17 protein-coding genes and 5 tRNA genes are annotated in these 16,531 nt (G+C 29.5%); 16 read left to right on the plus strand and 6 right to left on the minus strand.

Annotated features, from left to right (window positions below; genetic code table 11):
• Window positions 1–2: 2 nt before the first annotated feature.
• From L8T82_RS06140 to folE, 6 genes are all read right to left on the minus strand, one after another.
• Window positions 3–1,181 carry a NifS family cysteine desulfurase gene (locus tag L8T82_RS06140; RefSeq protein WP_263726116.1) on the minus strand — a complete coding sequence of 393 codons (1,179 nt, stop codon included), beginning with the start codon at window positions 1,179–1,181 and terminating at the stop codon, window positions 3–5.
• A gap of 126 nt (window positions 1,182–1,307) precedes the next feature.
• Entirely contained in the window at window positions 1,308–2,453 is a 1,146-nt protein-coding gene (locus L8T82_RS06145) for a hypothetical protein (RefSeq protein WP_263660676.1), read from the minus strand.
• A 79-nt stretch (window positions 2,454–2,532) separates the two neighbouring features.
• Window positions 2,533–2,712, minus strand: a complete 180-nt coding sequence (locus L8T82_RS06150) for a putative motility protein (RefSeq protein ID WP_133318997.1) — start codon at window positions 2,710–2,712, stop codon at window positions 2,533–2,535.
• A gap of 53 nt (window positions 2,713–2,765) precedes the next feature.
• Window positions 2,766–3,254: a hypothetical protein gene (locus tag L8T82_RS06155; RefSeq protein WP_133318996.1), complete on the minus strand. Its 489-nt coding sequence runs from the start codon at window positions 3,252–3,254 to the stop codon at window positions 2,766–2,768.
• Window positions 3,255–3,310: 56 nt separating this feature from the next.
• Window positions 3,311–4,618: a flagellar protein export ATPase FliI gene (gene fliI / locus L8T82_RS06160; RefSeq protein WP_220566469.1), complete on the minus strand. Its 1,308-nt coding sequence runs from the start codon at window positions 4,616–4,618 to the stop codon at window positions 3,311–3,313.
• A complete protein-coding gene (gene folE, locus L8T82_RS06165) occupies window positions 4,618–5,190 on the minus strand; it encodes a GTP cyclohydrolase I FolE (RefSeq protein ID WP_133318995.1) in 573 nt (190 codons plus the stop codon). Before folE ends, fliI begins: the two co-directional genes overlap by 1 nt.
• A gap of 109 nt (window positions 5,191–5,299) precedes the next feature.
• Between folE and tig the strand changes: the two genes are divergently transcribed.
• The 16 genes from tig to L8T82_RS06245 all read left to right on the plus strand — a co-directional run bounded on the left by tig (window position 5,300) and on the right by L8T82_RS06245 (window position 16,482).
• Window positions 5,300–6,619, plus strand: coding sequence for a trigger factor (gene tig / locus L8T82_RS06170; protein WP_263726117.1), 1,320 nt, complete (start codon window positions 5,300–5,302; stop codon window positions 6,617–6,619).
• The gene (gene clpP, locus L8T82_RS06175; RefSeq protein WP_012662167.1) at window positions 6,619–7,209 is read left to right on the plus strand and encodes an ATP-dependent Clp endopeptidase proteolytic subunit ClpP; all 591 of its coding nucleotides are present in this window, start codon (window positions 6,619–6,621) and stop codon (window positions 7,207–7,209) included. The genes tig and clpP overlap by 1 nt, the downstream gene beginning before the upstream one ends.
• 12 nt (window positions 7,210–7,221) lie before the next feature.
• On the plus strand, window positions 7,222–8,262 hold the full coding sequence (locus tag L8T82_RS06180) for a GGDEF domain-containing protein (protein WP_263726118.1): 1,041 nt from the start codon (window positions 7,222–7,224) through the stop codon (window positions 8,260–8,262).
• Window positions 8,259–8,783 carry a peptide deformylase gene (def, locus tag L8T82_RS06185; protein WP_133318991.1) on the plus strand — a complete coding sequence of 175 codons (525 nt, stop codon included), beginning with the start codon at window positions 8,259–8,261 and terminating at the stop codon, window positions 8,781–8,783. The genes L8T82_RS06180 and def overlap by 4 nt, the downstream gene beginning before the upstream one ends.
• Window positions 8,780–10,288: a YifB family Mg chelatase-like AAA ATPase gene (locus tag L8T82_RS06190; protein WP_263666671.1), complete on the plus strand. Its 1,509-nt coding sequence runs from the start codon at window positions 8,780–8,782 to the stop codon at window positions 10,286–10,288. Before def ends, L8T82_RS06190 begins: the two co-directional genes overlap by 4 nt.
• An 8-nt stretch (window positions 10,289–10,296) precedes the next feature.
• Window positions 10,297–10,983: an NYN domain-containing protein gene (locus L8T82_RS06195; RefSeq protein ID WP_263660669.1), complete on the plus strand. Its 687-nt coding sequence runs from the start codon at window positions 10,297–10,299 to the stop codon at window positions 10,981–10,983.
• Window positions 10,984–10,985: 2 nt separating this feature from the next.
• Window positions 10,986–12,326: a DNA recombination protein RmuC gene (gene rmuC / locus L8T82_RS06200; protein ID WP_263665686.1), complete on the plus strand. Its 1,341-nt coding sequence runs from the start codon at window positions 10,986–10,988 to the stop codon at window positions 12,324–12,326.
• Entirely contained in the window at window positions 12,310–13,656 is a 1,347-nt protein-coding gene (locus L8T82_RS06205) for an NAD(P)H-hydrate dehydratase (RefSeq protein WP_263660671.1), read from the plus strand. The genes rmuC and L8T82_RS06205 overlap by 17 nt, the downstream gene beginning before the upstream one ends.
• Complete coding sequence (gene purN / locus L8T82_RS06210; protein WP_263660672.1) at window positions 13,647–14,219, plus strand: phosphoribosylglycinamide formyltransferase; 573 nt, start codon at window positions 13,647–13,649, stop codon at window positions 14,217–14,219. Before L8T82_RS06205 ends, purN begins: the two co-directional genes overlap by 10 nt.
• A gap of 43 nt (window positions 14,220–14,262) precedes the next feature.
• Complete coding sequence (locus tag L8T82_RS06215) at window positions 14,263–14,985, plus strand: TerC family protein (protein ID WP_263726119.1); 723 nt, start codon at window positions 14,263–14,265, stop codon at window positions 14,983–14,985.
• An 88-nt stretch (window positions 14,986–15,073) separates the two neighbouring features.
• Window positions 15,074–15,151: transfer RNA gene (locus L8T82_RS06220), tRNA-Pro, on the plus strand.
• A 12-nt stretch (window positions 15,152–15,163) separates the two neighbouring features.
• Window positions 15,164–15,240 (plus strand) — tRNA-His (locus L8T82_RS06225).
• Between the two features lie 3 nt (window positions 15,241–15,243).
• Window positions 15,244–15,320 (plus strand) — tRNA-Arg (locus L8T82_RS06230).
• 27 nt (window positions 15,321–15,347) lie between these two features.
• Window positions 15,348–15,424 (plus strand) — tRNA-Arg (locus tag L8T82_RS06235).
• A 5-nt stretch (window positions 15,425–15,429) separates the two neighbouring features.
• Window positions 15,430–15,514: transfer RNA gene (locus L8T82_RS06240), tRNA-Leu, on the plus strand.
• A gap of 101 nt (window positions 15,515–15,615) precedes the next feature.
• Window positions 15,616–16,482 (plus strand): hypothetical protein, encoded by an 867-nt coding sequence (locus L8T82_RS06245; protein WP_263726120.1) that lies wholly within the window; start codon window positions 15,616–15,618, stop codon window positions 16,480–16,482.
• Window positions 16,483–16,531: the final 49 nt, after the last annotated feature.

Raw genomic sequence — 16,531 nt, forward strand, 5'->3', positions numbered from 1 at the left:
CTTTAAATATTTTCAGGCTTATACGCATAAGTACTTGAGATTGCTCTAAGTCTTTGCGTTGCTTTTTTTATCTGCTCTGCTGTATAATCAATTTCATCTTCTGTGTTAAATCTAGATAAAGAAAGTCTTAGGGCAGTATGAGCTAAATCATTTTCAGCACCAATTGCTTCCATGATAGGGTTGCTCTCAAGTGCTTCACTAGCGCAGGCTGATCCAGTGCTTGCTGCTATGCCATTTTTATTTAAATCCCAAAGCATAGCTTCACCTTCTACGCCTTTAATGCTTGCTAAAATTGTATTTGGAACTCTTCTTGATCTATCTCCAACTATGCTTGTATCAGGCATTGCTAAAATTAAATCTTCTAGTTTGTCTCTTAATTTTCTAATGTGTGAATTTTCAAAGTCAAGCATAGTATTTGCAATTCTTAAAGCTTCTGCCATTGCTATAATATATGGCACATTTAAAGTTCCACTTCTTCTGCCACCCATATGCTCACCACCATGTAAAAGTGGAGTTAGTTCTATATCTTTTTTAATATAAAGCCCACCAACTCCTTTTGGACCATGGAATTTATGTGCAGAAAATGAAGCAAAATCAACTCCAGCTTTTGCAAAATTAACTTTGATTTTTCCAACAGCTTGGGTTGCATCAGTATGGAATAACGCTCCGTATTCATGAGTAATTTGAGCCATTTCTTCTATAGGAAAAATCATACCAGTTTCATTATTTGCCCACATAATACTCACTAGGGCAGTTTTATCTGAAATAACTTCTTTTAAATCTTTTACGCTAGAAACACCCTCATGATCAACACCAAGTTCTATAACTTTTACCCCTAAAGATTTCAAAAACATAGCACTAGCAGCTACTGCAGGATGTTCTACGCTAGAGATAATTACTTCATTTCTATCGCTATTTAAAATTTTATCAAAATACACACCTTTTAACACCCAATTGATACTTTCTGTAGCACAGGAAGTGATAATAATATCATCTAAATCACTTGCTCCTACACCTATATAAAGTTTATCCATAGCTTCTTTTAAGGCAGGATGGGTTGCACTACCCCATTGATGAAGGCTATTTGGGTTTCCAAAATGCTCTTTTAAAAAAGGCTTCATAAGCTCGTAAGCTTCTGGTGCAAGTTGTGTTGTTGCGTTGTTATCTAAATATACTTTCAAATTATACTCCTTTAATTAGGATAATTTTTATCTTTTTTGTTAATATACACTAAAATATTAAATTTAATATTAAATCAAGTAAGTTTTTAACTTGTGTAATAATTTACATTATTATTTTAGCACAAGTTAAGCCATAGCATTTAAATAAGAATGTAAAATTTTGTTAATACTAGCTTGTTTTTTTCTATTTTCTAAAAATTGAGTATCTAAAAGTTCTTTTTGAGTATTGATTTTTTCAAGATCAATATTAGGATTGTTTTGATTGAATTCTTCTTTTAAAACTTCAATTTCTTTACTAACTTGCTCGCTATAAAGACTATAAATAGAACTTGAATTGGCAAATTCTTTCATGTTAATGCTATGTTGATAGTTAATATATTGTTGAAAGAAAACTGAAAGCTTATCTTCTGAAGTGTTGTTTTTATCTACTCCATTGATATATAAATATAAATCAAAACTCATTTTTTCTTTATTGTTTTCATTAATATAATCTTGCATACTCATTTGACCTCTCATGAGTTTTTGAAAATTTACACTAGAGGACATATCCAACTCAATAGGCGATAGAAAAAAATTAGCTTTATTGTGATTTTGTTCTTTTAAATCATGATAAATATAATTGAGCAGCAATCCACTTTTAGAAACCTCCCCTTGTTTATTTAAATAAGGTTTGATAACAGGATTGCTAGCTGTATTTTCTATGCTTGCGTTAAACGCAAAGTCACCTATTTTATTATCAAGCATTAAGGTGTTTAAATTTTTATTTGATTCTTTTGCATTTTGTAAATTTTTAGCATTTTCATAAACTTTTAAAATTTTACCCTCATAAGTATAACTATAACCTTGATTTAACTCTGAAATTTGAGCTTTACTTAAAAAATCATTGTCATTGTTTTGAAACTGTGGATTTATAGTTTTTAATGTGTTGTGATAAGTGTTTAAAAGTCTTGGTAAATCTATTTTGTTATAATTTAAATTCTCATCAAGCTTTATAAGTTGTTTTGAAATTTCTCTTATACTTTTTATATTAATATCATAATCAAGAGGCAAAGCAGCTGCTTTATTAAGATCTTTTTCAAAAAAACCTTGCTCGTTGATTCTAAAACCAAATTCACTTGCATAAGTCACTTTATAGTCTAAATTAGAACCATTGATATCAAGTAAATCACTTTTAATATTAGTATTTTCTTTTTTTTCTTCTATGTGTCCAGTTTTTGCAAAAGGATAATTTGCAAAATTCTGATACGGATTAACATTAGAATTTACAAACATAACTCTTCTCTTCAAAAATATTGCTTAACTTTTAAAAAGCAAAAGCTATGCCAAAATTTTTGAATTGAAGAGAAAAATTTTAAGCGTAAATGTCAAGTAATCCTGAACTAGCAGTAGGAGTAGTAGTTGGAGCAGGGTTTGCATTTACGCCTTCAAGTACTTGCATTACTGCATTTTCATTAACTTCTATGGTTTTTTTCATCATAGTAGTTGCAATGTTAAGCATTAAGTTTGCTTGATTGTTTGTAACTTCGCCCATAACATACTCCTTTTGTTTGGATCAAAGGTATTATCGGCAAAGTTTGGTAAATATTAAGCTATATTATAAATTTTTGATAAGTAATGATTGTGGGTGTTTTCTTTTGCTTCAAGCATATCGATATAATTTTTAAATTCATCCATATCTTTAAAAAGATTTTTCATTGTAGTGCTAATTTCATTGGAAAAATTTTGAAGATTATTTTGGGCTTTTAAATATCTTTCGATTTGATAAATTCTCGCCACTTCTCTTTCATATTCATCTTGAGTCATTCTTTTTGCACTGAATTCTTCATTTAGAACTTTTTTATTATTAATAATAAAAGATTTTTTTTGATTATTGATTTTAAATTCGATTATAAAATCTTCTTTTGAAGCGATAATTTTTAAATATTTTAATTTTGCTTTGTCTTCTAATAAAACAAAACTTATGCATTCTAAAAACATATGTGTAAAAATTTCTCTTTCAAAAATATTTTGACAAATATCGGTATATTTTAAACCTAAGCTTTGTTGATGATCTAAAAATGCTATATTTGACATGATCTATCCTTTTTTCATGACTTTTTTATCAAAAAAAGCAAAAAATATTCCAACTATTATGTATCAATCATCTTAAGCATATTAATCGTATCTTCAAATTCAAAACTTTCTTCAGGATTTTGACTTAAAAATTGTTGCATAAAATCTTTTTTAGCAATAGCTTGATCGAGTTCTTTATCGGTACCTTTTTGATAAGCACCAATACGCAATAGCACTTCATTTTCTTTAAGCAAAGAATTTAAACGCTTAAATTTTCTAGCAGCCAGCTTATGTTCATCACTGATAATATCCCCCATAACCCTTGAGGCTGAATTTTGTATATTTATAGGTGGATAAATTCCAAAGTCAGTAAGTTCACGACTAAGCACTATATGCCCATCTAGGATAGATCTGCTTTGATCAGCTATTGGATCACTCATATCATCCCCATCAACCAACACGGTAAAAAAAGCTGTTATGGTGCCTTTACCTTCTTCCTTTCCTGTTCTTTCCATAAGCTGAGGTAAAAGACTTAAAACGCTTGGCGGATAACCTTTTGTTGTAGGTGGTTCACCTAGGGCAAGACCTATTTCTCTTTGAGCCATAGCAAAACGCGTTACACTATCCATGATAAATAACACATCTTTACCTTGTTCTTTAAAATATTCAGCCACACTCATAGCGCAAAATGCTCCATATTTTCTCATCAGCGCACTATCATCACTTGTTGCAACGATGATTACGGTATCATCAAGCTTACCACCAAGATTTTTTTGTATAAATTCAGGAATTTCTCTACCGCGCTCTCCTATTAAAGCTATGACTTTAATAGGAGCTTTGGAATTTTTCACTATCATACCCATAAGAGTTGATTTACCAACCCCACTTCCTGCAAAAATCCCAAGCTTTTGTCCTACCCCGCAAGTTAAAAGTGCATCTATTGTTTTAACACCTACTGGAAAAACTTCTTCTATCAAACCTCGCTTCATTGCATCAATAGGTGCGCGCATAATAGGCATAAATTTACTTGCCTCAATAGGTCCTTTACCATCTTTTGGTCGCATAAAAGGATCAACTACTCTTCCTAAAAGTTCATCACTAACTCCTATTTGCATACCTGCATCGTTGATAAAAGCACGATCGCCTATTTTAAAACCTTCCACAAAACCAAAAGGACTCAAATAGCTTAAATTTTCATCTACTTCTACCACCATAGCCATAGCTTCTTTACTCTCATCTTCACTAGAAACTATTTTAATGATATCACCTATGCTAGTTTTTAAGCCATTTATTTCTATACTAGTACTTGAAATTTTAGTAATTTGTCCAAAAACACTAGCAAGATTTTGTGAAGCAATTTTGCTACGAAGTTTTTCTAAACCCATTAAAATCTAACCTGTTTTGCCGAGTTAATTAAAGTGAAAAATTCTTTTCTTGTTTTTTCACTTTTTAAAAAGCTACCTCTTAGTGCTGAAGTGCTAGTAGTAGAATTTGCCTTTTGCACCCCACGCATTTCAACACACATGTGTCTTGCTTCAATAACTACTCCAACACCTTTTGCACCTACATGTTCCATTAAAGATTCTGCGATTTGTTCTGTGAGTTGTTCTTGAATTTGCAAGCGTCTTGCAAAAACTTCCACAAGGCGTGGAATTTTACTAAGACCTACGACTTTTTTATCCGGTATATACGCAACATGTACGCGCCCAAAAAAAGGTAAAAGATGATGCTCGCAAAGACTATAAAATTCTATATCTCTTACTAAAACCATTTCATTGTTTGAGCTTTCAAATAAGGCATCATTTAGTATTTGTTTTGGATCTTGTTTATAACCACTATTTAAAAATTCAAAAGCTTTAAAAACTCTTGTAGGAGTTTTTAAAAGTCCTTCTCTTTGCGGATTTTCCCCGATAATTTCTAACATATTTTTTACTGATTGTTCAAATTTTTCTTGCATTTTTTCTCCATCAAAAATTAAAATTTTAACATATTTTTATTTTTATATAAAGTGATAAGGAAAATTTTGGTATATTATCAAGAAATTTTATTTAAAAAGGGAAAATATTATGGAAGTTACAGCAAAACTAATTGATTTTGCAAATGCAAATGCTACTGTGAAAATTGCTCAAGGAGCTATTAAAGCAGAAGTTGAAAAATTAGCTAAAAAAGCATCTAAAACTATGAAAATGGATGGTTTTAGAGCAGGAAAAGTTCCTGTTGCTGCTATACTTAAAAGATATGAAAAAGAGCTTACAAGAGATGCGGAGCAAGATCTTTTAAGAAATGCTGTAGATGGTGCTTTAAAAGAAGTTAAAAAAGAGGCTAAAGATTTAGTAGGTGAGCCATATTTTGAAAAATTTGATAGAAAAGATGGCGATATTGAAGCTCAAATGGTATTATCTTTTAAGCCAGAAGTAAAATTAGATGGATATGAAGAACTAATTCCAACTTATAATACACCAAAAGTAACTCAAAAAGAAATTGATGTAAAAAAAGAAGAATTATTAAAAAGATTTGCTACTCCTGAAGCGATTAAAGAAGCAAGAGCTTTAAAAGAAGGCGATTTTGCTAAATTTGATTTTGAAGGTTTTGTTGATGGTAAAGCTTTTGATGGTGGAAAAGCTCAAAATTATGTTTTAGAGATTGGTTCAAAACAATTCATACCAGGATTTGAAGAAGGTATGATTGATTTAAAAGCAGGTGAAGAAAAAGATATTAATGTAACTTTTCCAAAAGAATATGGTGCAGCACATTTAGCAGGAAAAGATGCGGTATTTAAAGTAAAAATTCATGAAATTCAAGAACTTAAATTACCTGAGTTAAATGAAGAGCTTTTAAAAAGCTTGTTGCCTGAAGAAAAAGAACCAAGTGTTGAAAAATTAGACGCAAAATTAAAAGAACAACTAAAAAATGAAAAAATCTTTAAACTCATCAATGATGAGCTTAAAAATCAATTTGCAGAAGCTTTGGTAGCTAAGTTTGACTTTGTTTTGCCAAGAAATATAGTAGAGCAAGAAACAGATATGCAATTTAGAAGCTCTTTAAGAACTTTAAGCGAAGAGGAATTAAAAGAATTTAAAGATGAGGCTAAATATAAAGAAAAAAGAGAGAGTTTCAAAGAAGATGCGCAAAAAAGCGTAAAATTAACTTTCATTATAGATGAGCTAGCAAAACTTAGAAATGTTACAGTAAGCGATCAGGAATTAATCCAAGCAATTTATTTTGAAGCTTATAGATATGGTTTTAATCCACAAGAACATTTAGATAATTATAAAAAGCAAGGTGCATTACCTGCCATTAAAATGTCTTTAATTGAAGAAAAACTTTTTGCTGATATTTTTAAAAAAAATGATAAAAAGAAAACCGAAAAAGAAAGTGAAAAATAATGAGTTCATATATACCCTATGTAGTTGAAAAAACAAGCAGAGGCGAAAGAAGTTATGATATATACTCAAGACTTTTAAAAGATAGGATTATCATGCTAAGTGGTGAGATCAATGATGATCTTGCTGCTTCTATCGTGGCACAGCTTTTGTTTTTAGAAGCTGAAGATCCTCAAAAAGATATTTATCTTTATATTAACTCACCAGGCGGTGTTGTGACAAGTGGATTTAGTATTTATGATACGATGAATTATATTAAAGCTGATGTAAGTACTATTTGTATTGGTCAAGCTGCTTCTATGGGTGCATTTTTGCTTAGTTGTGGTGCTCCAGGGAAAAGATTTGCTCTGCCAAATTCAAGAATTATGATCCACCAACCACTAGGTGGTGCAAGAGGACAAGCAACAGATATAGAAATTCAGGCAAAAGAAATTCTAAGATTAAAAGCGATTTTAAATGATATTTTGGCAAAAAATACTAAGCAAAAACTTTCTAAAATAGAAAAAGATACCGATAGAGATTTTTTTATGAGTGCTATAGAGGCTAAGGAATATGGCTTAATCGATAAGGTTTTGGAAAAAAGTTTTAAATAAGGAAACAAAGCAATGCTAGATGATGATTTATTTGCTGATTTAAATTTAAATAGCGATCCAACTCCAGCCAAAGAAGCTCCAAAAATTCAAAAAATTAGTGGAGGCGAATTTGAGAAATTTGCGAAATCTATTTTAACTGAACTTGTAAAAGATAATGTGCCTCCAACTCCTACTAATTATGGGGTTTATTTTCAAAAAATGCTTGAAGAGCGTCCAGGAGCTTTTAAGAAAAAAGTTGGTGAGATTATGGAATTTGAGCAAAATGATGATGGTCTTAAGCGTGCAAATATAGAACAAGAAATAAAGAAAAGTTTTAATTCTACTTCGGCATTATTGCAATATATTGCCATGATTTATAGGCATCTTGAAACAGTTAAAGATATGCTAAAAAGGCGTAATTCAGAACTTGCTATTAGTACAGGAAATTTAGCTGTTTCTAATGTAATCCATGCCCTTGAAACAGACCTTTCAAGATTTTCTAGCATTTTAGATAAGTATTCAGATGAGATTAAAGAAAATTTTGATGAGGTTAGACAGACTTATAAACATATAGAAGAGCAGAGTGATTTTGACTCTAAATTTGGAGTTTTTAATAAAAAATATTTTTTAGAAAATTTGGAAAAAAGCATAGAGAGTAATGCTAAATATAATTATTATACCTCTTTGATATTCTTTAGAGTAAAAGAGGAAATTTTAGAGCAAACTTATACTCAAAAAGAGAAAAATGCCTTTTTAAAAAGTGTTTGTAAAATTTTTAGTAAAAATGTTTCTTCAAGTGATATAGTAGCACATTGTGGAAATAATATTTTTGCTATAATGATCTCTCATACTAATTTAGAAAAAGCACAAGAAATATGTAATAAAATTTTAGAATCCTTAGAAAATTCAAATTTTTTCTTAGCAGATAAAGAAATAGAGGCAGATGTGGAGGTTGCTATTAGTGCAGTTAATAGTGACAGCAAAGGTGAAGAATTAATAGAAAAATGCATTGAAGCTTTAAAAGACTCGGGAAAAAATTTAGAACCTTTTATAATAGTGGAAAAAGAAAAATGATAAGAAAGATAATTACCTATCCTAATCCAAGATTATTTTTAGAATCAAAAAAAGTAGAAAATTTTGATAAAGATTTACATATACTTTTAGATGATATGTATGAAACAATGATAGCTAATAAAGGTGTAGGTTTGGCAGCTATCCAAGTTGATGTGCCAATTAGAGCTTTACTTGTAGATATTGGTGATGAAGAAGGTGAGCAAAAAGAAGACAAACAAACTCTTTTAGAAATCATCAATCCCATTATAACACCTTTAGATGATGAAAGAATTTCTTGTAATGAGGGTTGTTTAAGTATACCAGGTTTTTATGAAGATGTAATGCGCTATAAAAATATACAACTTGATTATCAAGATAGGTTTGGAAAGCCACAAAGTTTACAAGCACATGATTTTTTAGCAGTGGCTATCCAACATGAAGTTGATCATCTTGATGGACATTTATTTATAGAAAAACTTTCTTTTTTAAAGCGTCAAAAATTTGATAAAGACTTTAAGAAAAAATCCAAAAAGAATAAATGAAAAAGCTAAAATGTGCAAGTTTTTCTACAGAACTTGATATCATCGATGTAGAATCAACTTTCACAAGAGGCTTGCCAGGCTTTAGCATAGTGGGTCTTGCAAACTCTACCATCAAAGAAAGCACTGAAAGAATTAAAGCAACTTTGTTAAGTCAGAATTTTAGCTTTCCGGCACAAAAAATTACTATCAACTTAAGTCCTTCGGATATTCCTAAAAATGGTTCTCATTTTGACTTAGCTATTGCAATTTTGATTTTATTTCAAAAAGAAATTTTAGATGATTTTTTTGTTTTTGGAGAACTTGGATTAGATGGGAGTATAAAAAGCACTGCTAGTTTATTTTCTATCTTGCTTTTTTTAAGTACAAAAATACAAAATGCCAAAGTAGTAGTGCCAAAAGCCATAGCACAAAAAGCTTCAATGATACCTAATTTAACAATTTATGCTTTAGAAAATTTAGCCCAGGCTGTAGATTTTTTTAAAGAAAAAAAATATGAGAATTATCATATATGCAATGCGCATCCTTTATTTGAAAATGCTATAAAATTTAATGGGGAAAAATATATAAAAAACACTAGCTTTCCTTATGATTTTAAGGAAGTTAAAGGTCAAGAAAATGCTAAATTTGCTTGTATAATAGCAGCTTTAGGAATGCATAATATTTTATTTGAAGGTAGTCCAGGTAGCGGTAAAAGTATGTGTGCTAAAAGACTTCCTTTTATCATGCCACCGCAAAGCTTGAAAGAAATTTTAGCTCAAAACGCTTATAAGTCATTAAATTCTTTAGATGATGATTTTAGCGCTAGTAGGGTTTTTAGAAGTCCTCATCATACAAGTACTAGAGCTAGTATTTTTGGCGGAGGAACTAAAAATGCCAAGATAGGAGAAATAGCACTTGCAAATGGAGGAGTTTTATTTTTTGATGAGTTTCCTCATTTTTCAAAACAAATCATAGAAAGTTTAAGGGAGCCATTAGAGGATTTTAAAATTCTTATTTCAAGAGTTAATACCAAAGTGATTTATGAAACTAAATTTTTATTTGCTTGTGCGCAAAATCCTTGTCCTTGTGGAAATTTATTTTCTAAAAATCAAAATTGTCGTTGTCAAGAAATAGAAATAAAAAAATATAAAAACAAAATTTCATCTCCAATTTTAGATAGGATTGATCTTTATGTAGCTATGGATGAAATTTCACATAAGGATAAAATGAGTTTAACATCAGAGCAAATGAGCGAGATGGTATTTAAAGGATTTTTATTTCAAAAACAAAGACAGCAAGAAGAGTTTAATGCTAAATTAAATGATGAGCAGATGAAACAATTTTGTATTTTAGACTCTTCTGCTAATGAAATTTTGCAAAAGGCTATAAATTCATATAATCTTTCTCAAAGAGGGGTAAATAAAACTATAAAAGTAGCAAGAACCATTGCAGATTTAGAGCAAAGTGAGTTGATTTTAAAAACTCATATTTTAAAAGCATTAAGTTTTAGAATGAGAAATATTTAGGAGCAAAAATGGAAAATAAAAGCATAGCAATTTTTATAGATGCGGAAAATATTCCTTCAAAATACGCAAAATCGATTTTTGGTATTGCTTCTGATTATGGAGAAATTGTTATAAAGCGAATTTATGGAGATTGGACTCAAAAAAATATACAAAATTGGAAAGAACAAATCGCACAATATTCTATCATTGCTATGCAACAATTTAATTTTTTAGCTAATAAAAATTCAAGTGATATGTATTTAATTACTGATATTATGAGTGTTTTTTATGAAAAAGATATTGATATTTTTATTATTGTATCAAGTGATAGTGATTATACTAGTTTGATACAGAAGCTAAAAGAAAATAAAAAACAAGTTATAGGCATGGGTTTAAAGCAAGCTGTAAAATCTTATGTGAATTCCTTTAGTGAATTCTTTTATTTAGATCAAGATAAATCAAAAACAAAAGTCATAATTGAAAAAGAATATATCAAAGATTTAATCAATATCGCAGAGGCTTTGATAGAAGAAAAAGGTCGCGCAGAATATGCTCAAATTCGTACCAATATGAACAGAAAACATGCAAATTTTATTCCACAAAATTTCGGCTTTAAAAATTTCAAAGCTTTGATGAAAGAACTTTTACCAAAGATGAAACAATTTAAAGAAGCAAATGAGAAAAATATTTATTTCCTTGAAAAAGCAAAGGCTTAAAAATGGAAAATATCTTAATAGCTTTTTTGGCTGTTGTAATTTTAGCTTTTGTATGGGTGGTATTTAAAAGTCAGAAAGAAAAAGTAAAGTTAGAATTTTTAAATCAAAACAATATGACTTTGCAAAATCAACTTTCTAATTTAGAGTTTGAAAAAACTACACTTATAGAAAAAAATTCCAAACTTTTAGATGAAAAAATATCGTATTTATCTAAAAATGAAGCTTTAGAGGCAAAATTAGCACAAAAAGAACAAACTCAACAAGAACTTTTAAATATGCATTTAAAAGAGCGTGCAAATTTAAAAGAAGAATACACTCAAACCTTAATAAAATTAGAAGAAAAATATAAACAAAGTTTGGCGGGATTAAAACAAGAGCTAGAGCAAAATTTCCAAAAACAAAATGCTAGTATCTTAAATCAAAACAAACTTATGCTCAATGAAGATACAAAAAAAATCTTAGAAGAAATTTTCTTGCCTGTGAAAAAAAGTGTTAAAGAATATAGTGAAAAACTCAGTCAAAATGAAGTTAGCATTAAAACACAAATTGATCATATGTTTAAATTTAGTCAAAATATGGGAGAAAATGCAGATAAGCTAGCTAAAATTTTAAAAGGAGATAAAAAAATTCGTGGTAATTTTGCAGAATTACAACTAAAATCAGTTTTAGAAAATAGTGGTTTAGTAGAGGGTGTGCAGTATAAATTGCAAGAGAGATTTCAAGATGAGGGTAAAACTTACATTCCTGATGCGGTTGTGTTTTTAGATAAACAAAAAAGTATAGTTATAGATGCAAAATTTTCTCTACCAAGTGATTTTAGTTTTGAAGATATTAGTAAAAATACCTGTCTTGATTTGGCTTATAATCTAAAATCAAGGATTGATGAGTTAGCTAAAAAGCCTTATATGCAGTATGATAAACACACTTATGAGTTTGTTTTGCTTTTTATACCTTATCAAAATATTCTAGATTTGATTTTAAATGTAGATCTTGAAATTTATCAATACGCTTATAAAAAAAAGGTTTATTTAACTACACCAAACACTCTTTTTATGGCATTAAATACTATAAATATTTCATGGAAAAATATACAAAGTAATGAAAATATCTTAAAAGCTTTTGATGAACTGGGTAAATTTCATGATAAATTTGCAGGCGTTTTGGATGATTTTGAAAAAATCAAAGAAAATGTTAAAAGATTAAATTCAAATGTAGATAATATGCAAACAAAGCTTACTCATGGAAGTGGAAATATCGCTTCAAGAGTGATAAAGCTTAAAGAGCTAGGCGCTAAAACTCAAAAATTTATAAAATGTGAGATGAGCGATGAAAGCAGTATTTAAAGATAATATTTCTTATGAAAAAAAACTTATTGAAAAAGGTTTGGATGAGTTTTTAATGATGGAAAATGCAGGTATAGAGCTTGCAAATTTGATTAAGAAAAAAAGTAAAAACATAAAAAATGCCAAAATTTTATTTTTGCTCGGTACTGGTGGAAATGGAGCTGATGGACTTGTGGCTATAAGGCATTTAAAAAAAGCTTTTGCTTTTGTTATGCCATATAAAAAAAATACAATGTTTATCAAGCAAGAGCAAATTTTAAAAAATATAGGTTTTAAATTTTTAAAAAAAGAACCTAAATTTAAAGATTTTGACATCATTGTTGATTGTGTTTTTGGGAGTGGTTTAAATAAAGCTTTAGATGAAAATTTGCAAAGAATTTTTAAAAAAATTGCTAAAAGTAAGGTTTTAAAAATAGCTTGTGATGTTCCTAGCGGGCTTGGACAAGAGCTATGTTTTAAGGCTGATTACACTCTTTGCATGGGAGTGATTAAAGAAATTTTATTAGAAGATTTTGCAAAAGAATTTGTAGGTAAAATTAAAATTGCAAATTTGGGTTTAAAACCTTACATGCAAAATACTTCAAGTTTTTTATTAGAAAAAAAAGATTTAAAACTTATTACAAAAAAGATTAACTCAAATAAAGGCGATTTTGGCCATATTTATATTTTTGCAAATAAAAGTGCAGGTACTCTAGCTGGACTCGGTGCTTTAGAATTTGGAGCAGGACTTGTATCTTTAGTGGCTAAAGAAAGTTTTTCACCTTTGATTATGCTAAAAGATGATATTGAAAGCAAAATAAATGCAGCTGCTATAGGTATGGGACTTGATGATTTAAGTATTTTAAAAGATGAAAGATTAAAAAACATTCCTTTAGTTTTAGACGCAAATTGCTTTCAAAGTGAAAATTTACTTTCATATCTTGCTAGAGAAGATGTTGTTTTAACCCCTCATCCTAAAGAATTTTGTATGCTTTTAAAACTTTGTTTTAATGAGGATATAAGCGTAGAAGAAATTCAAAACAAACGCTTTTTTTATGCAAGAAAGTTTAGTTCTAAATTTCAATGTGTTTTGGTATTAAAAGGAGCTAATCCTATTATTGCTCAAAAAGAAAAATTTTTTATAGTAAATTGTGGCAATGAAGCTTTAGCAAAAGGTGGAAGTGGGGATGTGTTAAGTGGTATGATAGCAGCTTTGCTTGGAGCTAAATTTAATGCTTTAGAAGCTGCTAAAAATGCAGTATTAGCTCATGCTTTAGTAGCTAAAAATTATAAGAAAAACAAAATTAGTTTTGATGCTTTAAAATTGATAAAGGGGTTAAAATGCTTATAAAATTAGCAATTTTATTTAGTGGCAATGGAAGTAATTTGGAAAATATTTTAGAAAAATTACATAAAAAAACTTTTGGTAAAAATACCTTTGAAGTAGTTTTATGTGTGTGCAATAAAAAAGAAGCTTATGGTATACAAAGAGCTTTAAAATATAACCTTAATACTCAAATCATAGAGCATGTAAAATTTACCTCAAGAGAAGAATTTGACGCAGAGTTGGTAAAAATTATAAAAAAAAGTCAAGCAGATCTGACCATCTTAGCAGGATTTATGCGAATTTTAAGCCCTATTTTCACTCAAAATATAAAAGCTATTAATCTTCATCCTTCTTTGCTTCCTTTATTTAAAGGTGCTCATGCTATCAAAGAAAGTTATGAGAGCGATATGAAAGTTGCGGGTGTTAGCGTGCATTGGGTTAATGAAGAGCTTGATGGTGGTAAAATCATTGCTCAAAAGGCGTTTGAAAAAGCTAAACTAAGCTTTGAAGAATTTGAAGATAAAATTCATAAATTAGAGTATGAAATTTTACCTGCAACTATTGTTGAAATTTTTGAAAATGATTAATTTTTTATCATTATAATTACGCTTTTTATTTTAAGGAAGTTAAATGTTTGAGTGGATTTTTAGTGTGGATGCTTGGGTGGTATTGCTTACTCTTACAGCTTTAGAGATTGTGCTAGGGATTGATAATATCATTTTCTTGGCTATTTTGGTTTCTAAATTACCACCAGAACATAGAGATAAGGGTAGAGTTTTAGGCCTTGCTTTTGCGATGATTACTAGAATTTTATTGTTATTGTCTTTGTTTTGGGTTATGAAGCTTGTCACACCTTTATTTAGTATATTAGACAATGAAATTTCAGGTAGGGATTTGGTGCTTTTGCTTGGAGGATTGTTTTTGATAGTTAAATCTATCAAAGAAATCAAAGAAAGTATAACACATCAAGAGGAAAGTCAAAGTAATATAAAAATCAGCAATAAACTTTGGATTGTAGTTGCTGAAATAGCTGTGATAGATATAGTATTTTCTCTAGATAGTGTTATTACTGCTGTGGGTATTGCTCAAGATATAGAGATTATGATTATTGCTGTTATTATTGCAGTATTAGTAATGCTTTTTGCTTCTAAGCCAATTGCAGATTTTGTAGAAAAATATCCAAGCATTAAAATTTTAGCTTTGGCATTTTTAGTAATGATAGGTTTTGTTTTAGTATGTGAAAGTTTTGATATTCATATAGATAAGGCCTATATTTATGTGGCTATGGCCTTTTCTTTGGTAGTTGAAATTTTAAACATCATTTCACAAAAAAAACAAACAAATAATTCTTAAAATATTTAGCATTTTTTATGCTAAATATTCTTATTTATCTTGACTTTTAATATTTTTTTATGTAGAATAACGCTTTATTTTTATACATCGGGGTGTAGCGCAGTCTGGTTAGCGCACTTGGTTTGGGACCAAGGGGCCGAAGGTTCGAATCCTTTCACCCCGACCATTTTTATAAATGGTGAGTGTAGCTCAGTCGGTTAGAGCATCAGATTGTGGTCCTGAGGGTCGTGGGTTCGATTCCCATCACTCACCCCATCAGCGCTCGTAGCTCAACTGGATAGAGCGACAGACTTCGGATCTGTAGGTTATGGGTTCGATTCCTATCGGGCGCACCATAAGCCCATTGTTACTTTTATTTTTTTGCGCTCATAGCTCAGCTGGATAGAGCAACGGCCTTCTAAGCCGTAGGTCAGAGGTTCGAATCCTCTTGAGCGTACCACTTTTGCGGATGTGGTGAAATTGGCAGACACGCCAGACTTAGGATCTGGTGCAGCAATGCGTGAAGGTTCAAGTCCTTTCATCCGCACCACTATTTTAAAATTCTTTTAAGCATTTAAAGTTTTACAATTCATCTTAATCGTATTTATAACAATAAGTTAAATTTATAATATTATAAAATAGGAAGATGTCATGATAAATACATATCAAGTTAAAATTATCGAAAATTTTTGCAAGGATAAATTTAAAAAAGATACAAGAACAAAAGATTTTTTTCATACCTTTTTGGCTCAAAATTTAGAAATTTATACCAATATAGAAGATCAAAAGTATGCCAAAGATACAATATTAATATATAAAATTTTTGATATATGTATTATATGTATAAAAGATGGAGTCTCTGTAAGTCAAGAGTATTGTCAATTTAAAAAAGGTGTGATAGATCATATAGTTGTATATACTGATGAAAACATGAATGATGGTAAAATATCGCAACTATTAAGAGGTAGTTCTACATTAAAAATAGATAAATCAAATTGTTATGATAATCCAGATATTAAAGTTGTGTTTTCAGAAAAAGGCTTTTTGTTTCAGGCTAGATTTAATAATTGTGAAAGTAAATTTAACGATACAATGACTATGTTTGCGCTTTCTTTGGCTTATCGTGAGAAAATGGAGTATTATTTGAATTTAACTTCAAGCATTATAGATAAAGAAAATTATCATGATGTTATTGATATTAAAAAAGATTTTTATGTTTTTAATCTAAAGTATTTTTTTAGTAATCCAGTGCACTATAACTACCAACAAAAACATGCAATATGGAAAATTATATTTCAATATTACAATATTTTAGAGCAACATCAAGAACTTAAAATCCAGATAGAAAATCTTGTTGATATTTTACATATTGAACAAAATCAAGAAGAAGATAAAAAGGAAAAAATAAAAGAGAATAAAAGAAAAAAAATCGAAATGATTTTTTTGATTATCGGTGGTTTTGTTACTTTAGCTTCGTTAGTTAGTGCATACAAAGACGCTATGGAATTACTTGGTTAAAGTTATAGTATCACTTGTTTTGTGTTTTACTAAAATTTAACTCTCTATC

The sequence above is a fragment of the Campylobacter sp. IFREMER_LSEM_CL292 genome (genome assembly GCF_025771615.1).
Taxonomy (GTDB): Bacteria; Campylobacterota; Campylobacteria; order Campylobacterales; family Campylobacteraceae; genus Campylobacter_D; species Campylobacter_D lari_D.